Origin of the sequence: Vreelandella titanicae BH1, assembly GCF_000336575.1 — a bacterium.
Classification (GTDB): Bacteria; Pseudomonadota; Gammaproteobacteria; order Pseudomonadales; family Halomonadaceae; genus Vreelandella; species Vreelandella titanicae.
In genome coordinates this window covers 63,536-79,598 of sequence record NZ_AOPO01000007.1, presented here as the reverse complement: position 1 = coordinate 79,598, position 16,063 = coordinate 63,536, and the positions used below count along the sequence as shown (strand labels likewise).

Here is a 16,063-nt window from a genome sequence, read left to right as displayed (position 1 = left end):
GAGGCTTATGCCATGGGCATTCTCGGCGAAAACTGGTTTTTAGACGTGCGACTAAAGTTGCGTCATTTTCAGCTATTTTTAGCCCTGGACGAGCAGCGCAACCTGCACCGCGCGGCGGCTCAGCTCAATATGAGCCAGCCCGCCGCCTCAAAACTGCTCAGCGACCTGGAAGCCAACCTGGGTATTCGGCTGTTCGATCGCCACCCCCGTGGGCTAACGCCTAACTGGTATGGCGAAATTATGATTCGCCACGCCCACAGCATGCTCTCAGCGCTACGCCACACCGGTGAGGAGCTAAACGCTCTCGGCGAGGGCAGTGCCGGCACGGTAGCCGTCGGCACGGTAATGGCGCCAGCGGTTACGCTGCTCACCAGCGCCATCGAACGGGTGCACCGCGACCGGCCAGGGCTAAAAATCAGCGTAGATGTGGATGTCAGCAAAGTGCTGGTACCACGCCTACTGGAAGGCGAACTGGATTTCGCGATTACTCGCATACCCGCAGGCGTCGATGCCGAGCGCTTTGTCTTCGAGGAGATTGGCGAGGAGGAACTCTGCTTTGTGTGCCGCCAAGGGCATCCATTAGCCGATAAACAAACGCTGAGCCTTGCTGATATGGCGGGCTTCCCTTGGTCGCTGCAGCCCGCTGGCGCGTTGATGCGCCAGCGGGTGGATAGCCTATTTCTGCACCATCAGGTCGCGCCGCCCCGCCAGATCGTCGATACCGCTGACCTGCTGCTGTCGCTGGCCCTCGTCGACAAATCCGATACCATCACGGTGACTACACGGGAAGCCGCTGACCTGCTCTGCCCACCGCAGCGTTTTCATCTACTGCCATTTAGCGAGGCGCTAAGCGTTCAGCCCTATGGGCTGGTGAGCTTACGCCACCAGCGACTCTCCCCCGGTGCCGCCGCATTAATGAGCACTCTGCGGGAAGTGATTGCTCAGTCCAGTTAATGCGAGTGCCGCGGCACATCAGAACCGCGGCAACCCACCAGGAAGTCAAAGTCGCAACCTTCGTCCGCCTGGAGCACCCGCTCGATATACAGCTGGCGGTAGCCGCCCTGGCTGGCAATCAGCGTTGAGGCGGCAGTGGGGTCACTTTCGGCCAGGCGCGAGGCCAGTTCTTCGTCGCTGAGTTCCAGATGCAGCCGGCCACTTTCGCAGTCGAGCTCGATCCAGTCGCCGTTGCGTACCGCGGCCAACGGGCCACCGGCGGCGGCTTCGGGTGCCACGTGCAGTACCACGGTGCCGTAGGCGGTACCGCTCATGCGGGCGTCGGAGATGCGCACCATGTCGGTAATGCCCTGGGCGAGGATCTTGGGCGGCAGGCCCATATTGCCCACCTCCGCCATGCCGTGATAACCACGTGGGCCGCAGTGCTTCATGACCAGAATGTCATTGGCTTCCACGTCCAAGTCCGGGTCGTTGATGCGCGCCTTGTAGTCGTCGAAGTCCTCGAACACCACCGCACGACCTCGGTGCTGCATGAGTTCGGCCGTGGCTGCCGAGGGCTTTAACACCGCGCCATTAGGGGCGAGGTTGCCGCGCACCACGCAGATGCCGCCGTCCGCGGTGAGCGGATTATCCAGCGGGCGAATCACTTCGTCGTTGTACAGCGGGGCGTCCTGGACGTTCTCCCACAGGGTTTTGCCGTTGACGGTCAAGGCGTCCTTGAAGGGCAGCCGGTTGGCCTCGCCCAGGCGTCTAAGCACCGCGGGCAGGCCACCGGCGTAGTAGAACTCCTCCATCAAGAACCGCCCCGAGGGCTGTAGATCGACCACCGTGGGCGTGCCGCGGCCTACACGGCTCCAGTCGTCCAGGGTCAAATCCACACCAATCCGCCCAGCAATGGCCTTGAGATGAATCACTGCGTTGGTGGAGCCGCCAATGGCGGCGTTGGTACGGATGGCGTTGTCGAAAGCTTCCTTGGTAAGGATCTTGGAGAGCCGCAGGTCTTCGTTGACCATCTCGACAATCCGGTTACCCGAAAGGTGTGCCAGCACGTAGCGGCGAGAGTCTACCGCAGGGATCGCCGCATTGTGGGGTAGCGAGGTGCCCAGGGATTCCGCCATGCAGGCCATGGTGGAGGCGGTGCCCATGGTGTTGCAGGTGCCCGCAGAACGGGACATGCCCGCTTCGGCGGCCATAAAGTCGTGGAGTGAAATCTCACCCGCCTTGACCTGCTCGGAGAGCTTCCAGACCACGGTGCCGGAACCAATGTCCTTGCCCTTGTGCTTGCCGTTGAGCATTGGTCCGCCGGTGACCACGATGGTGGGAATATCGCAGCTCGCCGCGCCCATCAGTAGCGCCGGGGTAGTTTTGTCGCAGCCCACCAGCAGCACCACCGCATCGATGGGATTACCGCGAATCGCTTCCTCCACGTCCATGCTGGCCAGGTTGCGGGTAAACATCGCGGTAGGCCGTAGGTTGGATTCGCCGTTGGAGAACACCGGAAACTCCACCGGGTAGCCACCCGCCTCCAGCACGCCCTGCTTCACGTGCTCCGCCAACTTACGAAAGTGCGCATTGCAAGGTGTGAGCTCCGACCAGGTGTTGCAGATACCGATGATCGGTTTGCCCTGAAACTCATGGTCGGGAATGCCCTGGTTTTTCATCCAACTGCGGTACATAAAACCGTTCTTATCAGCCGTGCCAAACCATTCAGCACTGCGCAGCGGACGTTGACGTTGGCCCATGAGGTTAACTCCTTGTTTTATTTCGGTGACGGCTGACGACCTGAGAGTTGGCGTCGAGAGTGGGTGCCGAATGCGCAAGACACTAAACTACCCCGTCAATCTAGTCGACCATACAAAAGTATATGTTGAACAATTGCTCTTAATGTTCAACATTACCCTCCCACGTGGGTCATTGGCCCGTTGCATTACAGCGTTAACCACCACGCTCTCCACAACAAAAAACTTGAGGAATAGTGCTATGCTCAAATCGAAATACAGCTCGCTACTCACTGGTTCCGTGCTACTGCTGGGCCTCTCTGCGGCCCAGGCAGCCGAGTACGAATGGAAATTTCAGGCGTCAGAAACCTCGGGCGAACCCAGCTTTAAGATCAAACAAGAGTGGGCCGAGCGAATTACGGCAATGACCGATGGCCGTGTTGAAATCGAGGTAATGCCGATTAATTCCGTGGTTGGCCCTACTGAGACATTGACCGCCGTTAGCTCAGGGATTCTGCAGGGTCATATGACCGACCCCAGCTACTTCTCTGGCCAGGATCCGGCTTTTGGTATGCTCGGCAATCTTGTTGGTGCTTGGCAGAACCCCTACGATTTCCTGGAGTACATGAAATACGGCGGCGGTGAAGAGCTTTACAACGAACTGGTCGAACCCTATGGCGCCCATTTGATCAGCGCAGCGACCTTTCCGTTGGAGTCGGTACCCTCCACGGTGCCCATCGAATCCATCGCTGACTTTGAAGGGCTAAAAATCCGTGCCCCTCAAGGCATGGTGTACAACATCTTCGAGCGCATTGGCGCCACACCCGTTAATCTGCCGGGCTCTGAGGTGTATACCGGCCTGGAAAAAGGCGTAATCGACGCCGCAGACTCCACGGTGCTCTCGAATAACGACGCCATGGGTCTGCACGCTTTCGCCCCCTACCCGCTCTACCCTGGCTTTCACTCCATGCCCATGATCGCTGTGTCGATCAATAAAGACATCTGGGATGGCTTGCCCGAGGAGCTACAGACGACCCTCAATACCGCCTTTGATGGCATGGCCTACGACCTGATTGCCCGCCTCAAGGAGCAGGATATTGAGACCCTGCAGCGGCTTCAGGATGACCCAGACGTTCACCCCTTCAACTTGCCCGAAGAAGAGCGTCAGAAATTCCGCACCGCGGCTGAGCAGGAGTGGCAAGAGTGGGCGGGTGAAAATGAGATGACCCAGAAGATTTATGACTCGGCGACCGCCTTTTTGCGCTCGCGCAATCTGCTCTAACTCTGTGTTCTCAACTCTCTGCTCACAACCGGCCTCATTAATCTAACCAACGCAGCGCTCGGGCAAACACCCCGAGCGCTGCGCGTAGAGTCGCGCCATGTCCCAAAAAACGCCTGACAATCAAACCCCTTCGCCGAATACCCAGGATCTCCCCGAGATCCTCGAAACGGTGGAAGAGGTGTCTCCCGAACGTAATGCTTTAGACCGCTTAATTGCACGGGGCGGCCGTGCCGTTTCCTGGCTCGTGCTGGTCGCGATGGGCATCAGCGTCGTCGAAGTCTTTATGCGCTACGGTTTCAACAACCCCACCTCCTGGGTACATGAAACCGTCGTGTTTCTGATCGCCGTTATCTTTGTATTGGGCGGTCCAGCGGCCATGGCGCGCAATAGCCATATCCGCGTCAAGGTGCTTTACGACAGCGCCGGGCCCAGGTTGAAATGCTGGATGGATCGTTTCAACGACCTGCTCACCCTGATTTTCTGCCTGACAATGAGCTATGCCGCCTTTCATATGTTCTGGGGAGCTTCGCATAACCCGCTCGGTGAGTGGTCGCTGGAGCGCTCCGGCACCTCTTGGAATCCGCCCTTTCCCGCTATGGTCAAGGGCATGATTCTGTTTGCTCTGGTGTTGATGACGCTACAGGCCTGCCTGCATCTGTGGGAATCGATTAAAGCGAAACCCGCTGCCAACATCGAGGAGGCGCGCTGATGGATATTTCAACCGCAACGATCCTCATGGTCGGGGCCATTTTCGCGCTACTGGTCACCGGTCTGCCGCTGGCGTTTATCACCGGCTTGGTAGCGATGGCGTTCACCTTCGGCTGGTTCGGCGAGGCGGCGCTGCCCCTGGTCACCAGCCGCGTTTATGGGTTTATCACCGAGTATTCGCTGGTGGCGGTGCCCATGTTCGTGTTGATGGCATCACTGCTGGATCGCTCCGGAATCGCCAAAGACCTGTTCAACGCCATGCGCGTCTTCGCCGGTCGCCTGCCAGGTGGCGTGGCGGTGCAGACCATCGTGGTAGCGTTCTTCCTGGCCGCTCTTTCGGGCATTATCGGTGGTGAGATCGTGCTGCTTGGGATTCTGGCGCTGCCCCAAATGCTCCGCCTGGGCTACGACAAACACCTCTCTATTGGGGTGGTGTGTGCCGGGGGCGCCCTGGGCACCATGATGCCGCCCTCAATCGTGCTGATTATCTACGGTCTGATCGCCAGCGTATCGATTGCTGACCTGTTCGCCGCAGCCGTGACGCCAGCGGTGATTTTGATGGGTTGCTACATTGCCTATGTGCTGGTGCGCTGCCTGAGAAATCCCGCACTGGGCCCGCCGTTAGATAGAGATACCCAGGATAACCCTTTCGCCACTAAGCTGGACGCGGTCAAGGCCATTCTGTTACCAGGGCTGATCGCTTTTTTAGTGCTGGGCACTATCTACGGTGGTATCGCCTCGGTCACCGAAGCCGCGGCCATGGGTGTTTTCGGTGTACTGCTCGCCACTATTGTTCGCGGCGAATTCACCCCGGGTATGCTGCACCATAGCCTTGGGCAGACCATGAATACCTGCGGCATGATCATCTGGATCGGCATCGGCGCCGCCGCCCTGGTGGGCGTCTATAATTTAATGGGAGGCAACCGTTTTGTTTCGAGCTTGATCCTGGGACTCGATGTAGCGCCCATTGTGATCATTCTGGTGATGATGGCGATTATGCTCGTGCTGGGGCTATTCCTAGACTGGATCGGGATCGCCATGCTGGCTCTGCCGATCTTTCTACCCATCGTTATTCAGCTCGGTTTCGATCCGATCTGGTTCGGCATTCTATTCGCCGTGAATATGCAGGTATCGTTCCTGTCGCCACCCTTTGGGCCCGCCGCCTTCTACCTTAAAAGCGTGGCACCGCCGGATATCAGCCTCAAGGATATTTACCTGTCCGTACTACCCTTTATGGCCATTCAGCTGTGCGTACTCGCGGCGCTATTGATGTGGCCGCAACTGGCCATTTGGCCACTATGATGACCGCTACACTATTGACTGACTCTGCATAAGGAGACCGCCATGCGACTGATTCAGTGTGACCACCAGGGCCAGGTTCGCGCCGCCCTGGTCGAAAGCGAAGAGCAGGTCAGACTGCTCGACTGCGACACCTACACCCTGGCCAATCGGGCCATTGCCGCCGGCAAGCCACTTAGCGACATGCTGACGGAAGCATTGACCGACACACGCCTGGATTATCAAGCGCTGGTCGACACTAAACAGTTGCTACCCCCGCTGACCCATACCGACCCGGCCCACTGCCTGGTCACCGGCACCGGCCTTACCCACCTGGGAAGTGCCGATACCCGCTCGGCAATGCATGCCAAAGCCCAGGCCGCGGAGGAGGATATGACCGACTCCATGCGCATGTTCAAGCTGGGCGTGGAGGGCGGCAAACCCGATGCAGGCCAGGTAGGTGCACAGCCGGAGTGGTTCTACAAGGGCGATGGCCAGTGCGTGGTGGCGCCAGAAGCGGAGATTCCATCCCCCGCCTTCGCCGAAGATGCAGGCGAGGAGCCTGAGTTGGCGGGCCTCTATGTGATTGGTGATGACGGCCAGCCCTGGCGGGTCGGCTACGCCCTCGGTAACGAATTTTCTGATCACGTGACCGAGCGCTTCAACTACTTGTGGTTAGCTCACTCCAAGCTACGCGCCTGCAGCTTTGGTCCCGAACTGTTGATCGGCGAACTACCTGATCATCTGGAAGGCACCAGCGCTATTCATCGCAGTGGTGAAACAGTGTGGGAGAAGCCCTTTCTCACCGGCGAGGCCAACATGGCCCATAGCCTGGCCAACCTGGAATATCACCACTTTAAATACCCGGGCTTCCGCCGCCCCGGCGATGTGCATGTGCACTTTTTCGGTACCGCGACACTGAGCTTCGCCGACGGCATCAAGGTGCGCGAGGGCGATCGCTTCGAGATCAAAATCAATGAGTTTGGTCGCGCCCTGCGCAACCCTCTACGGGTGGAAGCAGACGCACCGCCCATCAGCGTAAAGTCGCTTTAACGTACTCTAACCACCCCAGCAGGAGGAAGTATGACTCTGGAAGGTAAACTACTGATCGGTCAGCAGGCCATTAGCGGCCAACAGGCTGACATTCATGCGGTAAATCCCGCCACCGGCGAAACGCTGGCGCCCGCCTACCCCGGCGGCAGCAAGACCGAGGTCGAACAGGCCTGCGCATTAGCCGAGGCGGCTTTCGATAGCTATTGCGAGACCTCCTTAGAGGCGCGGGCCAGCTTTCTTGAAGCCATTGCCGCCGAGATCGAAGGGATCGGCGATGAGCTGATCGAACGTGCCATGGCCGAAACCGGCCTGCCCCGCCCGCGTTTAGAGGGCGAACGTGGACGTACCTGTGGCCAGTTGCGGCTGTTCGCCTCGGTAGTGCGCGCAGGTGAATGGCTGGATGTACGTATCGATCCGGCCATGCCCGATCGTCAGCCGCTGCCCCGCGCCGACCTGCGTCAGCGCCATATCGGCCTGGGCCCGGTGGCAGTGTTTGGCGCCAGCAACTTCCCGCTCGCCTTTAGCGTTGCCGGTGGCGATACCGCCTCCGCACTGGCCGCCGGCTGCCCGGTAGTGGTCAAGGGCCACTCTGCCCACCCCGGCACTTCTGAGCTGGTAGGTCGCGCCATTCAACGCGCCGTTGCCAAGTGCGAACTCCCTGAGGGCGTTTTCTCGCTGCTGTTTGGCTCGGGCCGCGAAATCGGTCAGGCGCTGGTTGCCGACCCTCGCATCCAGGCAGTAGGCTTTACCGGTTCACGTAACGGCGGCACGGCGCTCATGGCTACCGCCCAGGCGCGGCCGCAGCCGATCCCGGTTTACGCCGAGATGAGCTCCATTAACCCGGTGTTTCTACTTCCGGAAGCCCTCAAGGCACGCGGTAAAGCGATTGCGGAGGGATTTGTCGGTTCACTCAACATGGGTGCCGGGCAGTTCTGCACCAACCCGGGGCTAGTCATTGCGGTTCAGGGCCCTGAACTGGACGCCTTTGTTGCGGCGGCCGGTGAAGCAGTTAAGGGCAGTGCTGCCCAGACCATGCTGACGCCGGGTATCCATGATGCCTACCAACAGGGCGTAGGCCGACTCGCCAGCCACGCCAAGGTGACCGAGGTGGCACGCGGCCAGGCAGGTGAGACAGCTCACCCCTGCCAGGCCGGGCTGTTCGTTACCCAAGCCGAGGCGTTTCTGAGCGACCCCGCGTTACAGGAAGAGGTGTTCGGTTCGACTTCATTGGTGATCGCCTGTGCTGACACCCAGGAAGTGGCCCGCGTTGCGGCTCAGTTAGAAGGCCAGCTCACCATTACGCTGCAGATGGATGACGGTGACTTGGCGACTGCCAAGCAACTGCTGCCGACGCTGGAGCGCAAGGCCGGACGTATCCTGGCCAACGGCTGGCCGACGGGTGTAGAAGTGTGCCACGCCATGGTGCATGGCGGCCCTTATCCTGCCACCTCGGATTCACGCACGACCTCAGTAGGTAGCGCTGCGATTTTCCGCTTCCTGCGCCCAGTGTGCTATCAGGCGCTGCCGGAAGGGCTACTGCCCGACGCTATTCGTGATGGCAATCCTGCAGGAGTATCGCGCCTGGTCGATGGCAAGCGTGAATAACGTAATAAAGCCAGCGATGGCTTCACGATAGTCTTATAAAACAGACTTACGAACTAGCGCAGCGAGGCCATATTTGCCTCGCTGCGCTTATTTCATAGTAACTGACAGACTAATATACACTTCCTGATTTATGCTGCTGATAGCGATAAGCTTTAATCAAAAGCGGTGAGCACCATAGTAAAATCACCGCAATGCCAAGCCCCGCACTGATTGGTCTTGCAAAGAAGCTCGTTAAGTCACCACCGGTACGCAACATTGCGCTCATGAAATTATTCTCAACAACGGAACCCAACACTAACCCAAGAATGGCTGGCGCCATTGGAAAGTCATTCACAGCCAATACATAAGCCACTAGCCCTACAATAAGCATTAACCAAATATCCACAACGCTATTATTGATAGCGAAAGCCCCCACAATGCAAAAGCATAATATTATGGGCATTAGTACCCGGCTGGGTGTTAGGATGAAAAACTTTGAAAGTCGGATAGCCATATAGCCAATAGGTAGCATCATCAAATTAGCTAAAATAAACACCATAAACAGCGCATAGATCAATCCACTCCCATCCATAAAAATAGTGGGCCCAGGATTCATCCCTTTCATGTATAAAACGCCAATGACGATGGCAGTAATAGAGTCACCTGGAATCCCAAAGACTAAAGCGGGCACCCATGCACCACTGATACCGGAATTATTAGCGGAGCTTGCATCCATGATGCCCTCTATATTACCGGTGCCATATTTGGCACTCTCTTTTGACCTACCCTTTCCCACACCATACGAGATCCAGGCCGCAATATCTGCACCCGCGCCCGGCAGTGCACCAATCAACGTGCCGATTGAGCTACCACGTATCATGTTACGCCAGTAACGTTTAATATGCCCAGGTACATTGTGGAAGACACTATCGTTATCGACGATACTGATTGTTTTCTTCTCAGATTTTGAAGCGTAATAGCTCATCAGTTCATTTAGAGCAAACATACCAATCATAACGGGTATAAAGTTAATACCGGCCATAAGGTCGGGCACTCCAAATGTAAAACGTGGAGCACCACTCATCATATCAAGCCCTACGGTTGAAAGCAGAATGCCAAAAAGAAGTGAGAGGAATGCTTTTGTTCTAGAACCAACTGAAATAAAAATTGAACAGCTTAACCCGAGCACCGCAAGCCAAAAGTACTCAAATGCACTGAACTGCAGCGCTACCTCAGCAAGGGATTGAGCCACAACAATTAAAACGATGGTGCCAAAAATACCGCCAAAAACAGAACATACTAAATTAATACCTAAGGCCTCTCTTGCCCTGCCTTTTTTCGCTAATGCGTAGGACTCCCCTACATAAGCAGCCGATGCAGGCGTGCCCGGTATATTTAGATAGGTACCCGGAATATCACCCGCAAAGATCGCCATCGCCGATGTCGTTACAATGGCAGCAATAGCCGGGATGGTATCCATGTAGAAAGTTAAAGGTACTAATAGCGCTACTGCCATTGTCGCAGTAAGGCCGGGGACTGCACCTACAAATATACCAAACAGTGAAGCCGCTAAAATAACCAGCAAGGTTTCAAAGTTTAAAACCAGCCCAACCCCATTCATTAAGATATCCATGGCAGGCTACCCCCTAATAGAAGACCTTGCGGCAATGGAACGAGCAAGTAGCGCGAGAAGATAAAATAAATAGCTGACGACACTGCTAGAGATGTTGCCAATGCTATGTAGGGTGATGTTTTTCTTAATAACATCAGCAAAAACATAATGATCATTATCGTCAACATTGCACCAAGGTAGTCGCTTGCCAGGATATAAAAGACAATCGATACTGGTGGCAACAACATTGCCCAATTCTTTTTCTCAGGCAGTGAGCCAGCTAGGGATGGACTACCGTGTGCTTCTTGCGCGACAGCTTTTTTTCTAAGCCATAATGCATTCAAGGCAAGTACAGCCCCACCGAGGCAAAATCCCCCCCTATGAGGGAGGGGAAAAGCGAAGGTCCATACTGCAGGCTTGGTAGAGTAGGAAACTGCTGGGCAGTAATGATCGTAACAATCCCAGCAATAACGAACGCTATTCCGGCGAAAAAATCCCGCATTGTCATTCCTCAGTTAGCTAAGCCAACTTGTTCAACAATTTCACCGAATACGCTATCCATATCTTCCATGAGTTGGCCAAACTCTTCCGCGTTACGCCACTCGGTACCAAAACCTTGCTGACTCATAAACCCTTGATAAGTATCACTGTTGTAAGCAGTCTCTAGTGCTGATTCAAGTGTTGCTACTACTTCTGGATCCATGCCTTTAGGCCCTGCAATTCCACGCCACTCGCCCACTTGATAGCTACTACCGATTAACTCATTAGTGGTGGGAACATCAGGGAAGCTGGGTATACGCTCTGGAGACATTACCGCAAAGCTCTTAACGCGACCGGCCTCGATCATTGAGCGGGCTTCAGGCACCGAGCTTGGTACGATATCAATCCCCCCAGACACCAGCTCAGTCATCGCTGGTGCTGCTCCTTCACTAGGAATCCAAATCACTTGGTCGGCGGGAATACCTTGATCCATCAAAAAGCCAGCAAAGGCTAGATGCCACACACCGCCTTGGCCAGTACCCGAAGCAGTAAACGTGCCTTTAGGTTCAGAGCGTATCGCTTCAAGGAGCTCTTCAAGGGTTTCATAAGGAGAGTCGGCTGCTACCTGTATGCCTGGAAAGTCGTAGTTGATTTGAGCAATAGGCGTAAAATCTTCATACGTAAGGTTAGTTAAACCCAACCAATGCATCATGTTAACTTCGCCAGTAGCCAAGCCAATCGTATAACCATCCGGCTCAGCATTAATCATGGCGGTATGACCAACAACGCCACTGCCCCCTGTTCGGTTGACAACATTGACGTTCTGCCCCAGCTCTTCTTCCAGAGCACGGGCGATAGTTCGCGCCGTCGCATCAGTGCCACCACCAGCAGCCCAAGGCACAATCAACGTAAGGGGGCGTTCGGGGTAATCCGCAAGGGCAGAGCCAGACGCTGTCATAACAGCTGCGGCTATACTTGAAGCAAAAATAGTTTTAAGGGAATGGTTTGTAATTATCATATTCATTTTCCTTTAGTAATGTATTGCTTACAATTAATTATCATTTTTGGAACTGCATGCTTTATTACTTTACGTTTTTCTTGTCAAAGACCTCCTTTACGGACTATTAAGTGGACAGAACTCTATTTATCAGAAAGCTTCTTTGAGCATGTCATAAAAGTCTGCCTTAGAGGGCGCGCGCGGATTGGTCGCCGTGGAATGATCTTCCAATGCCCACTGAGCCAGTTGATCCAAGTGCTCTTCCATGACGCCCATTTCGCTCAAGCCAGCAGGCATCCCCAATTTCACATTGAGCTTTTCAAATGCTTCAGCTAAATCGTCACTAGGGTTGAGGCCCATCGCCTCTTTGAGACGAGCAAACTTTTCCTCACAGCCGGGCTGGTTAAATCTAAGCACAGTCGGCATCAACACAGCATTGAGCGTACCGTGATGAAGTTTTAACTCGTGCAGGCCGCCTAATGCATGGGATAAGGAGTGCACCGCTCCCAGCCCCTTCTGAAAAGCCATGGCGCCTTCAAGGGCCGCCATCATCATTTCATTTCTAGCCGTTAAGTTTTCTCCGTTTTCAACTGCCTCTACTAGATATTTGCTAGCGCGCGTCAGCCCATCTAAAGCAATCGCTTCAGCCGGAGGATTCACTTTGGGGCTTAAAAAGGTTTCAACGCAGTGAGCAATCGCATCCATACCCGTGGCGGCAGTCAAAAAAGGTGGTAGACCTAGCGTCAAACGAGGATCACAAATAGCGACCGAAGGAATCAGATAAGGAGAAAGAAAGCCAAGTTTGCGATTGTCTTTCATGGTAATCAATGAGGCTCTTCCCACCTCACTACCGGTTCCCGCCGTTGTCGGTATTGCTATTAATGGCAGCACATCGGCTTTAATTTTTGTCACGCCGCCTTCAATCGCAGCGTATTGGCGTAACGGCCCAGGATGATTAAAAAGTAAGGCGACCGCTTTAGCTAAATCAATGCTGGAACCACCGCCAATGGCAATAATGCCATCACATTTGCTTTCACGCAGGTAAGTAAGCGCTTGCTCTACCGCTACTTCCGTAGGGTTGGACGGCGTATCATCGAAAACACATGCGCCATCATCAAGCTGAGCAGACTCAATAACGTGTGTGATAAGAGGGGTAGCACTGAGCCCCTTATCAGTCACAAACAACGGTCGTTTTATCTTCAGCAATTGCAGCTCATTGGCTAATTCAGCAATAGCGCTTTCACCGAACTGAATTTTTGTTAAATAATTGATTATGTGGGGCATTGTCATTTCTCATTATTGTTTTGCTCGTGAACCCAGCAATCTCTTCACTCAAGGTGTCATACAGTATGACTGCGTGATAACAGTCTAGTAATGTATTTTGCAGCTGCCAAGGCCTTTACAAAAAACGCCTAGCAAAACTGTGAACGGCGGCTCAAATATGGGCATGTTCACGCTGCCCATCCACCAAGCGGATTACCTTCAGGGGATTGCTCTCCTTCAGCGCCTCCGGCAGCAAGGCCATGGGGAGATCTTGGTAACACACAGGCCGTAAGAAGCGATGGATGGCCGCGCCGTATCCAAATCACATCATCCATCTGCGGCGTAATCGTGAGCTGGCCTTCCAACTGAGCCGCAATCGGCAATTAGCTTTGTGCGCCGCGTGTATGAAAGCAATCTAGACTAGATGACCATTGCGCTCAATGAACATTATATAGAACAATAGTCTAATCGACGTACGCGGCCGGCTTGCTAGAGTGCACCCACAATGATCGCTTTTAAGCTTGCGCCTGACCCTTGCAACAAAAGCCCAATAATCAGCTTGAGGTAAACGATGAATCTCATTAATTCCCCGTCAGTTATTATTCATCTCAATCCGCGGGATAACGTAGGCGTTGCCTCAAAAGCAGTTCCAAAAGATATACCCATTGATAAAAAGGGCACGCTTGCTCAAGAAAATATTGATGCGGGGCATAAAGTTGCGCTCACGCCTATCAAAAATGGTGAGGCCGTTTTTAAATATGGCCAACTGATTGGGCTGGCTGCACGGGATATTAATCCTGGTGAGCATGTGCACACCCACAACCTCACCATGATTGAACTTAGTTCTTCATTGGAAGATTTTCAGCCCCATCAAAAAACCGTCACCGTTAGCCATTCACGGACGTTTCAAGGCTACCAACGGGCTGATGGTAGCGTGGGAACGCGTAACTATATTGGTATTCTCTCTACCGTGAACTGTTCTGCCACGGTGGCTAAAGCCGCTGCGGACGCGCTCAATCAGTCTGGGGAATTAAGCCAAATGGGGTTCGATGGTGTAGTGGCCATTACCCATGGTTCTGGTTGCGCCATGAATACTGACTCAGAAGGTTTTGCCTTTCTTGAGCGTGTTATCGCAGGGTATGCCCAGCACCCCAACTTTGCTTTTGTACTCATCATTGGCCTGGGTTGTGAGACCAACCAGGTCAAAACATTAGTCAAAAGAAAGGGGTTGGAAGATGCCTCGCGGCTGGCTTACTTTAATATTCAAGACGCGGGAGGGACACGCACTAGCATCAAAACGGCCTGTGATCACATCATGCAAATGGCCACCCAACACGGCCAACAGCAGCGTGCACCTGCGCCCCTTGAGCACTTAGTGGTTGCATTGCAGTGTGGCGGGTCAGACGGCTACTCAGGTATTACCGCGAACCCAGCTTTGGGCCATGCCGCCGACCTTATCGTGCAACATGGTGGCAGCGTTATACTCGCCGAAACCCCCGAAATCTATGGCGCTGAAAACCTCCTGATAGACCGCTCCATTAATGAGAACGTCGCCCAGAAACTACTCGACCGGATTACCTGGTGGAAACATTACACTGAGATAAATGGCGCTGAGCTAAACAACAACCCTTCCCCAGGCAATAAAGCGGGTGGGCTATCAACTATCCTTGAGAAATCATTGGGCGCAGTAGCTAAAGGCGGAACGTCGAGCCTTAACGACGTGCTGCTGTATGCTGAGAAGATGACCACGCGCGGTTTTAACTTTATGGATAGCCCTGGCTATGACCCGATTTCGGTCACGGGTCAAATCGCCTCCGGTTCTAACGTAGTCTGCTTTACCACTGGGCGAGGTTCAGTCTCAGGCTTCAAACCCGCCCCCTGCCTTAAGCTCGCAACGAATACCTCCATGTATGAGAAAATGCATGAAGACATGGATATAAACTGTGGCGTTATTGTTGATGGCACTGACAGTGTAGAAAGTGTTGGAGAGCAGATTTTTGAGCGCATTATTGCCATCGCTTCAGGTGATATGAGCGCCAGCGAATCATTGGGTTACGGTAATAATGAATTCGTTCCCTGGCTGGTAGGTGCCGTCACCTAAATTTCCATTAGAGAGCCATTAACTGACTATGACAAAAACGCTGCGCGACCAACTCTACACGGCTCTTAAGCAGAGTATTGTTGGGAAACGTCTTGAACCCGGTTTAGTACTGCTTGAGGGAAATATAGCGGAGCTGTTTGGTATTAGCCGCTCGCCCGTTCGGCAAACATTAAGCCGGTTGCACGAAGAGCAGTATATCTGCCGTTTTGAGGGGCGCGGCTATTTAGTAGGCGCATCGCCAGGTGAGGTAGTGCGACGTGCGCTCAGTGAGCATGATTTCAAACAACTTGGCCATGCCCCAAAAGTAGACCGTATCGTTTCTTGGCGGGCGCATATCGACAGCGTTGAGCATGACATCGTTTTATGTTCGATTAAGGGTGCGTTTGAACTCAATGAGCTGCAGCTTTCCAAAACGCTTAATGTCAGCCGCACAGTCACTCACCAAATCTTGCTCTATTTACAGTCTATCGGTTTAGTCGAGAAGATTAAATATAATAGCTGGAGCGTGGTGCCTCTGAATGATCAGCGGTTACATAATCTTTATGAAGCACGTCGCCAATTAGAACCTTATATGATTGCGCGATCCACAAAACATATGCCAGAAAGTGCCATTAAAGGCTATATTACCAAACTCAAACACGCTGCTGAGAGCTATCCTGATATAAAGGGGGAGCTACTGGATGAGTTAGAAAATGACCTCCATCATGCCGCCGTTAGTTTAGGTGATAACCAGGAGGTCATGAATATGCTCCGGCGCACGCATCCTATCTTATTAGTCAGTAAACACCTGCTTGGACGAGTATTAAAGCTTCCCGATCAAGATCCTTTCTTCGATGAACATTTATGGATATTTGAAAAAATGCGCCTGCAACAACCTGCGCAAGCAGGCAAAGCCTTGGCAACCCATTTAGAGCGTTCAGAATCCAAGGTACTCGACCGGCTGATTAACTTCCGAGAATCAGGTGATATCGATATACCGCTTTACCTGCGCTAACAACCAAATAACGAACGTGGATGCCCCATCACGCTGGAA

Annotated in this window: 13 protein-coding genes; 8 read left to right on the top strand and 5 right to left on the bottom strand. The window is 53.9% G+C overall.

The window, feature by feature from the left end:
• The first annotated feature begins 12 nt into the window (after positions 1-12).
• Positions 13-954 carry a LysR substrate-binding domain-containing protein gene (locus HALTITAN_RS14105; RefSeq protein WP_009287509.1) on the top strand — a complete coding sequence of 314 codons (942 nt, stop codon included), beginning with the start codon at positions 13-15 and terminating at the stop codon, positions 952-954.
• On the opposite strand, the gene HALTITAN_RS14100 is transcribed toward HALTITAN_RS14105, so the two are convergent.
• A complete protein-coding gene (locus HALTITAN_RS14100; protein WP_027956957.1) occupies positions 951-2,696 on the bottom strand; it encodes an IlvD/Edd family dehydratase in 1,746 nt (581 codons plus the stop codon). The two genes, HALTITAN_RS14105 and HALTITAN_RS14100, sit on opposite strands and share 4 nt — an antisense overlap.
• Before the next feature lie 238 nt (positions 2,697-2,934).
• Between HALTITAN_RS14100 and HALTITAN_RS14095 the strand changes: the two genes are divergently transcribed.
• The 5 genes from HALTITAN_RS14095 (at position 2,935) to HALTITAN_RS14075 (ending at position 8,598) form a co-directional block, all read left to right on the top strand.
• Complete coding sequence (locus HALTITAN_RS14095; RefSeq protein ID WP_022521929.1) at positions 2,935-3,954, top strand: TRAP transporter substrate-binding protein; 1,020 nt, start codon at positions 2,935-2,937, stop codon at positions 3,952-3,954.
• A gap of 97 nt (positions 3,955-4,051) precedes the next feature.
• Complete coding sequence (locus HALTITAN_RS14090) at positions 4,052-4,663, top strand: TRAP transporter small permease subunit (protein WP_009287508.1); 612 nt, start codon at positions 4,052-4,054, stop codon at positions 4,661-4,663.
• Entirely contained in the window at positions 4,663-5,964 is a 1,302-nt protein-coding gene (locus HALTITAN_RS14085; RefSeq protein WP_009287507.1) for a TRAP transporter large permease, read from the top strand. Before HALTITAN_RS14090 ends, HALTITAN_RS14085 begins: the two co-directional genes overlap by 1 nt.
• A gap of 42 nt (positions 5,965-6,006) precedes the next feature.
• Complete coding sequence (araD1, locus tag HALTITAN_RS14080) at positions 6,007-6,993, top strand: AraD1 family protein (protein WP_009287506.1); 987 nt, start codon at positions 6,007-6,009, stop codon at positions 6,991-6,993.
• A 30-nt stretch (positions 6,994-7,023) separates the two neighbouring features.
• Positions 7,024-8,598 carry an aldehyde dehydrogenase (NADP(+)) gene (locus tag HALTITAN_RS14075; protein WP_009287505.1) on the top strand — a complete coding sequence of 525 codons (1,575 nt, stop codon included), beginning with the start codon at positions 7,024-7,026 and terminating at the stop codon, positions 8,596-8,598.
• 109 nt (positions 8,599-8,707) lie between these two features.
• On the opposite strand, the gene HALTITAN_RS14070 is transcribed toward HALTITAN_RS14075, so the two are convergent.
• The 4 genes from HALTITAN_RS14070 to HALTITAN_RS14055 form a co-directional block, all read right to left on the bottom strand.
• Positions 8,708-10,210: a tripartite tricarboxylate transporter permease gene (locus HALTITAN_RS14070; protein WP_009287504.1), complete on the bottom strand. Its 1,503-nt coding sequence runs from the start codon at positions 10,208-10,210 to the stop codon at positions 8,708-8,710.
• Positions 10,198-10,533, bottom strand: a complete 336-nt coding sequence (locus HALTITAN_RS14065; RefSeq protein ID WP_236614960.1) for a tripartite tricarboxylate transporter TctB family protein — start codon at positions 10,531-10,533, stop codon at positions 10,198-10,200. Before HALTITAN_RS14065 ends, HALTITAN_RS14070 begins: the two co-directional genes overlap by 13 nt.
• Before the next feature lie 167 nt (positions 10,534-10,700).
• Positions 10,701-11,627 carry a tripartite tricarboxylate transporter substrate binding protein gene (locus tag HALTITAN_RS14060; RefSeq protein ID WP_197029746.1) on the bottom strand — a complete coding sequence of 309 codons (927 nt, stop codon included), beginning with the start codon at positions 11,625-11,627 and terminating at the stop codon, positions 10,701-10,703.
• A 189-nt stretch (positions 11,628-11,816) separates the two neighbouring features.
• Complete coding sequence (locus HALTITAN_RS14055; RefSeq protein WP_039859518.1) at positions 11,817-12,950, bottom strand: iron-containing alcohol dehydrogenase; 1,134 nt, start codon at positions 12,948-12,950, stop codon at positions 11,817-11,819.
• Between the two features lie 550 nt (positions 12,951-13,500).
• Between HALTITAN_RS14055 and HALTITAN_RS14050 the strand changes: the two genes are divergently transcribed.
• Together HALTITAN_RS14050 and HALTITAN_RS14045 are read left to right on the top strand one after the other, a co-directional pair.
• Positions 13,501-15,030: a UxaA family hydrolase gene (locus HALTITAN_RS14050; protein ID WP_027956961.1), complete on the top strand. Its 1,530-nt coding sequence runs from the start codon at positions 13,501-13,503 to the stop codon at positions 15,028-15,030.
• Positions 15,031-15,058: 28 nt separating this feature from the next.
• On the top strand, positions 15,059-16,024 hold the full coding sequence (locus HALTITAN_RS14045) for a GntR family transcriptional regulator (RefSeq protein ID WP_009287501.1): 966 nt from the start codon (positions 15,059-15,061) through the stop codon (positions 16,022-16,024).
• Positions 16,025-16,063 lie beyond the last annotated feature (39 nt).

What these genes read in the sequence shown, in the direction of transcription:
- HALTITAN_RS14055 (WP_039859518.1), bottom strand. Translation starts at nt 12,950, where the DNA reads ATGCCCCACATAATCAATTATTTAACAAAAATTCAGTTCGGTGAAAGC.
- HALTITAN_RS14060 (WP_197029746.1), bottom strand. Translation starts at nt 11,627, where the DNA reads ATGACAGCGTCTGGCTCTGCCCTTGCGGATTACCCCGAACGCCCCCTT.
- HALTITAN_RS14085 (WP_009287507.1), top strand. Translation starts at nt 4,663, where the DNA reads ATGGATATTTCAACCGCAACGATCCTCATGGTCGGGGCCATTTTCGCG.
- HALTITAN_RS14075 (WP_009287505.1), top strand. Translation starts at nt 7,024, where the DNA reads ATGACTCTGGAAGGTAAACTACTGATCGGTCAGCAGGCCATTAGCGGC.
- araD1 (WP_009287506.1), top strand. Translation starts at nt 6,007, where the DNA reads ATGCGACTGATTCAGTGTGACCACCAGGGCCAGGTTCGCGCCGCCCTG.
- HALTITAN_RS14090 (WP_009287508.1), top strand. Translation starts at nt 4,052, where the DNA reads ATGTCCCAAAAAACGCCTGACAATCAAACCCCTTCGCCGAATACCCAG.
- HALTITAN_RS14100 (WP_027956957.1), bottom strand. Translation starts at nt 2,696, where the DNA reads ATGGGCCAACGTCAACGTCCGCTGCGCAGTGCTGAATGGTTTGGCACG.
- HALTITAN_RS14105 (WP_009287509.1), top strand. Translation starts at nt 13, where the DNA reads ATGGGCATTCTCGGCGAAAACTGGTTTTTAGACGTGCGACTAAAGTTG.
- HALTITAN_RS14095 (WP_022521929.1), top strand. Translation starts at nt 2,935, where the DNA reads ATGCTCAAATCGAAATACAGCTCGCTACTCACTGGTTCCGTGCTACTG.
- HALTITAN_RS14045 (WP_009287501.1), top strand. Translation starts at nt 15,059, where the DNA reads ATGACAAAAACGCTGCGCGACCAACTCTACACGGCTCTTAAGCAGAGT.
- HALTITAN_RS14050 (WP_027956961.1), top strand. Translation starts at nt 13,501, where the DNA reads ATGAATCTCATTAATTCCCCGTCAGTTATTATTCATCTCAATCCGCGG.
- HALTITAN_RS14070 (WP_009287504.1), bottom strand. Translation starts at nt 10,210, where the DNA reads ATGGATATCTTAATGAATGGGGTTGGGCTGGTTTTAAACTTTGAAACC.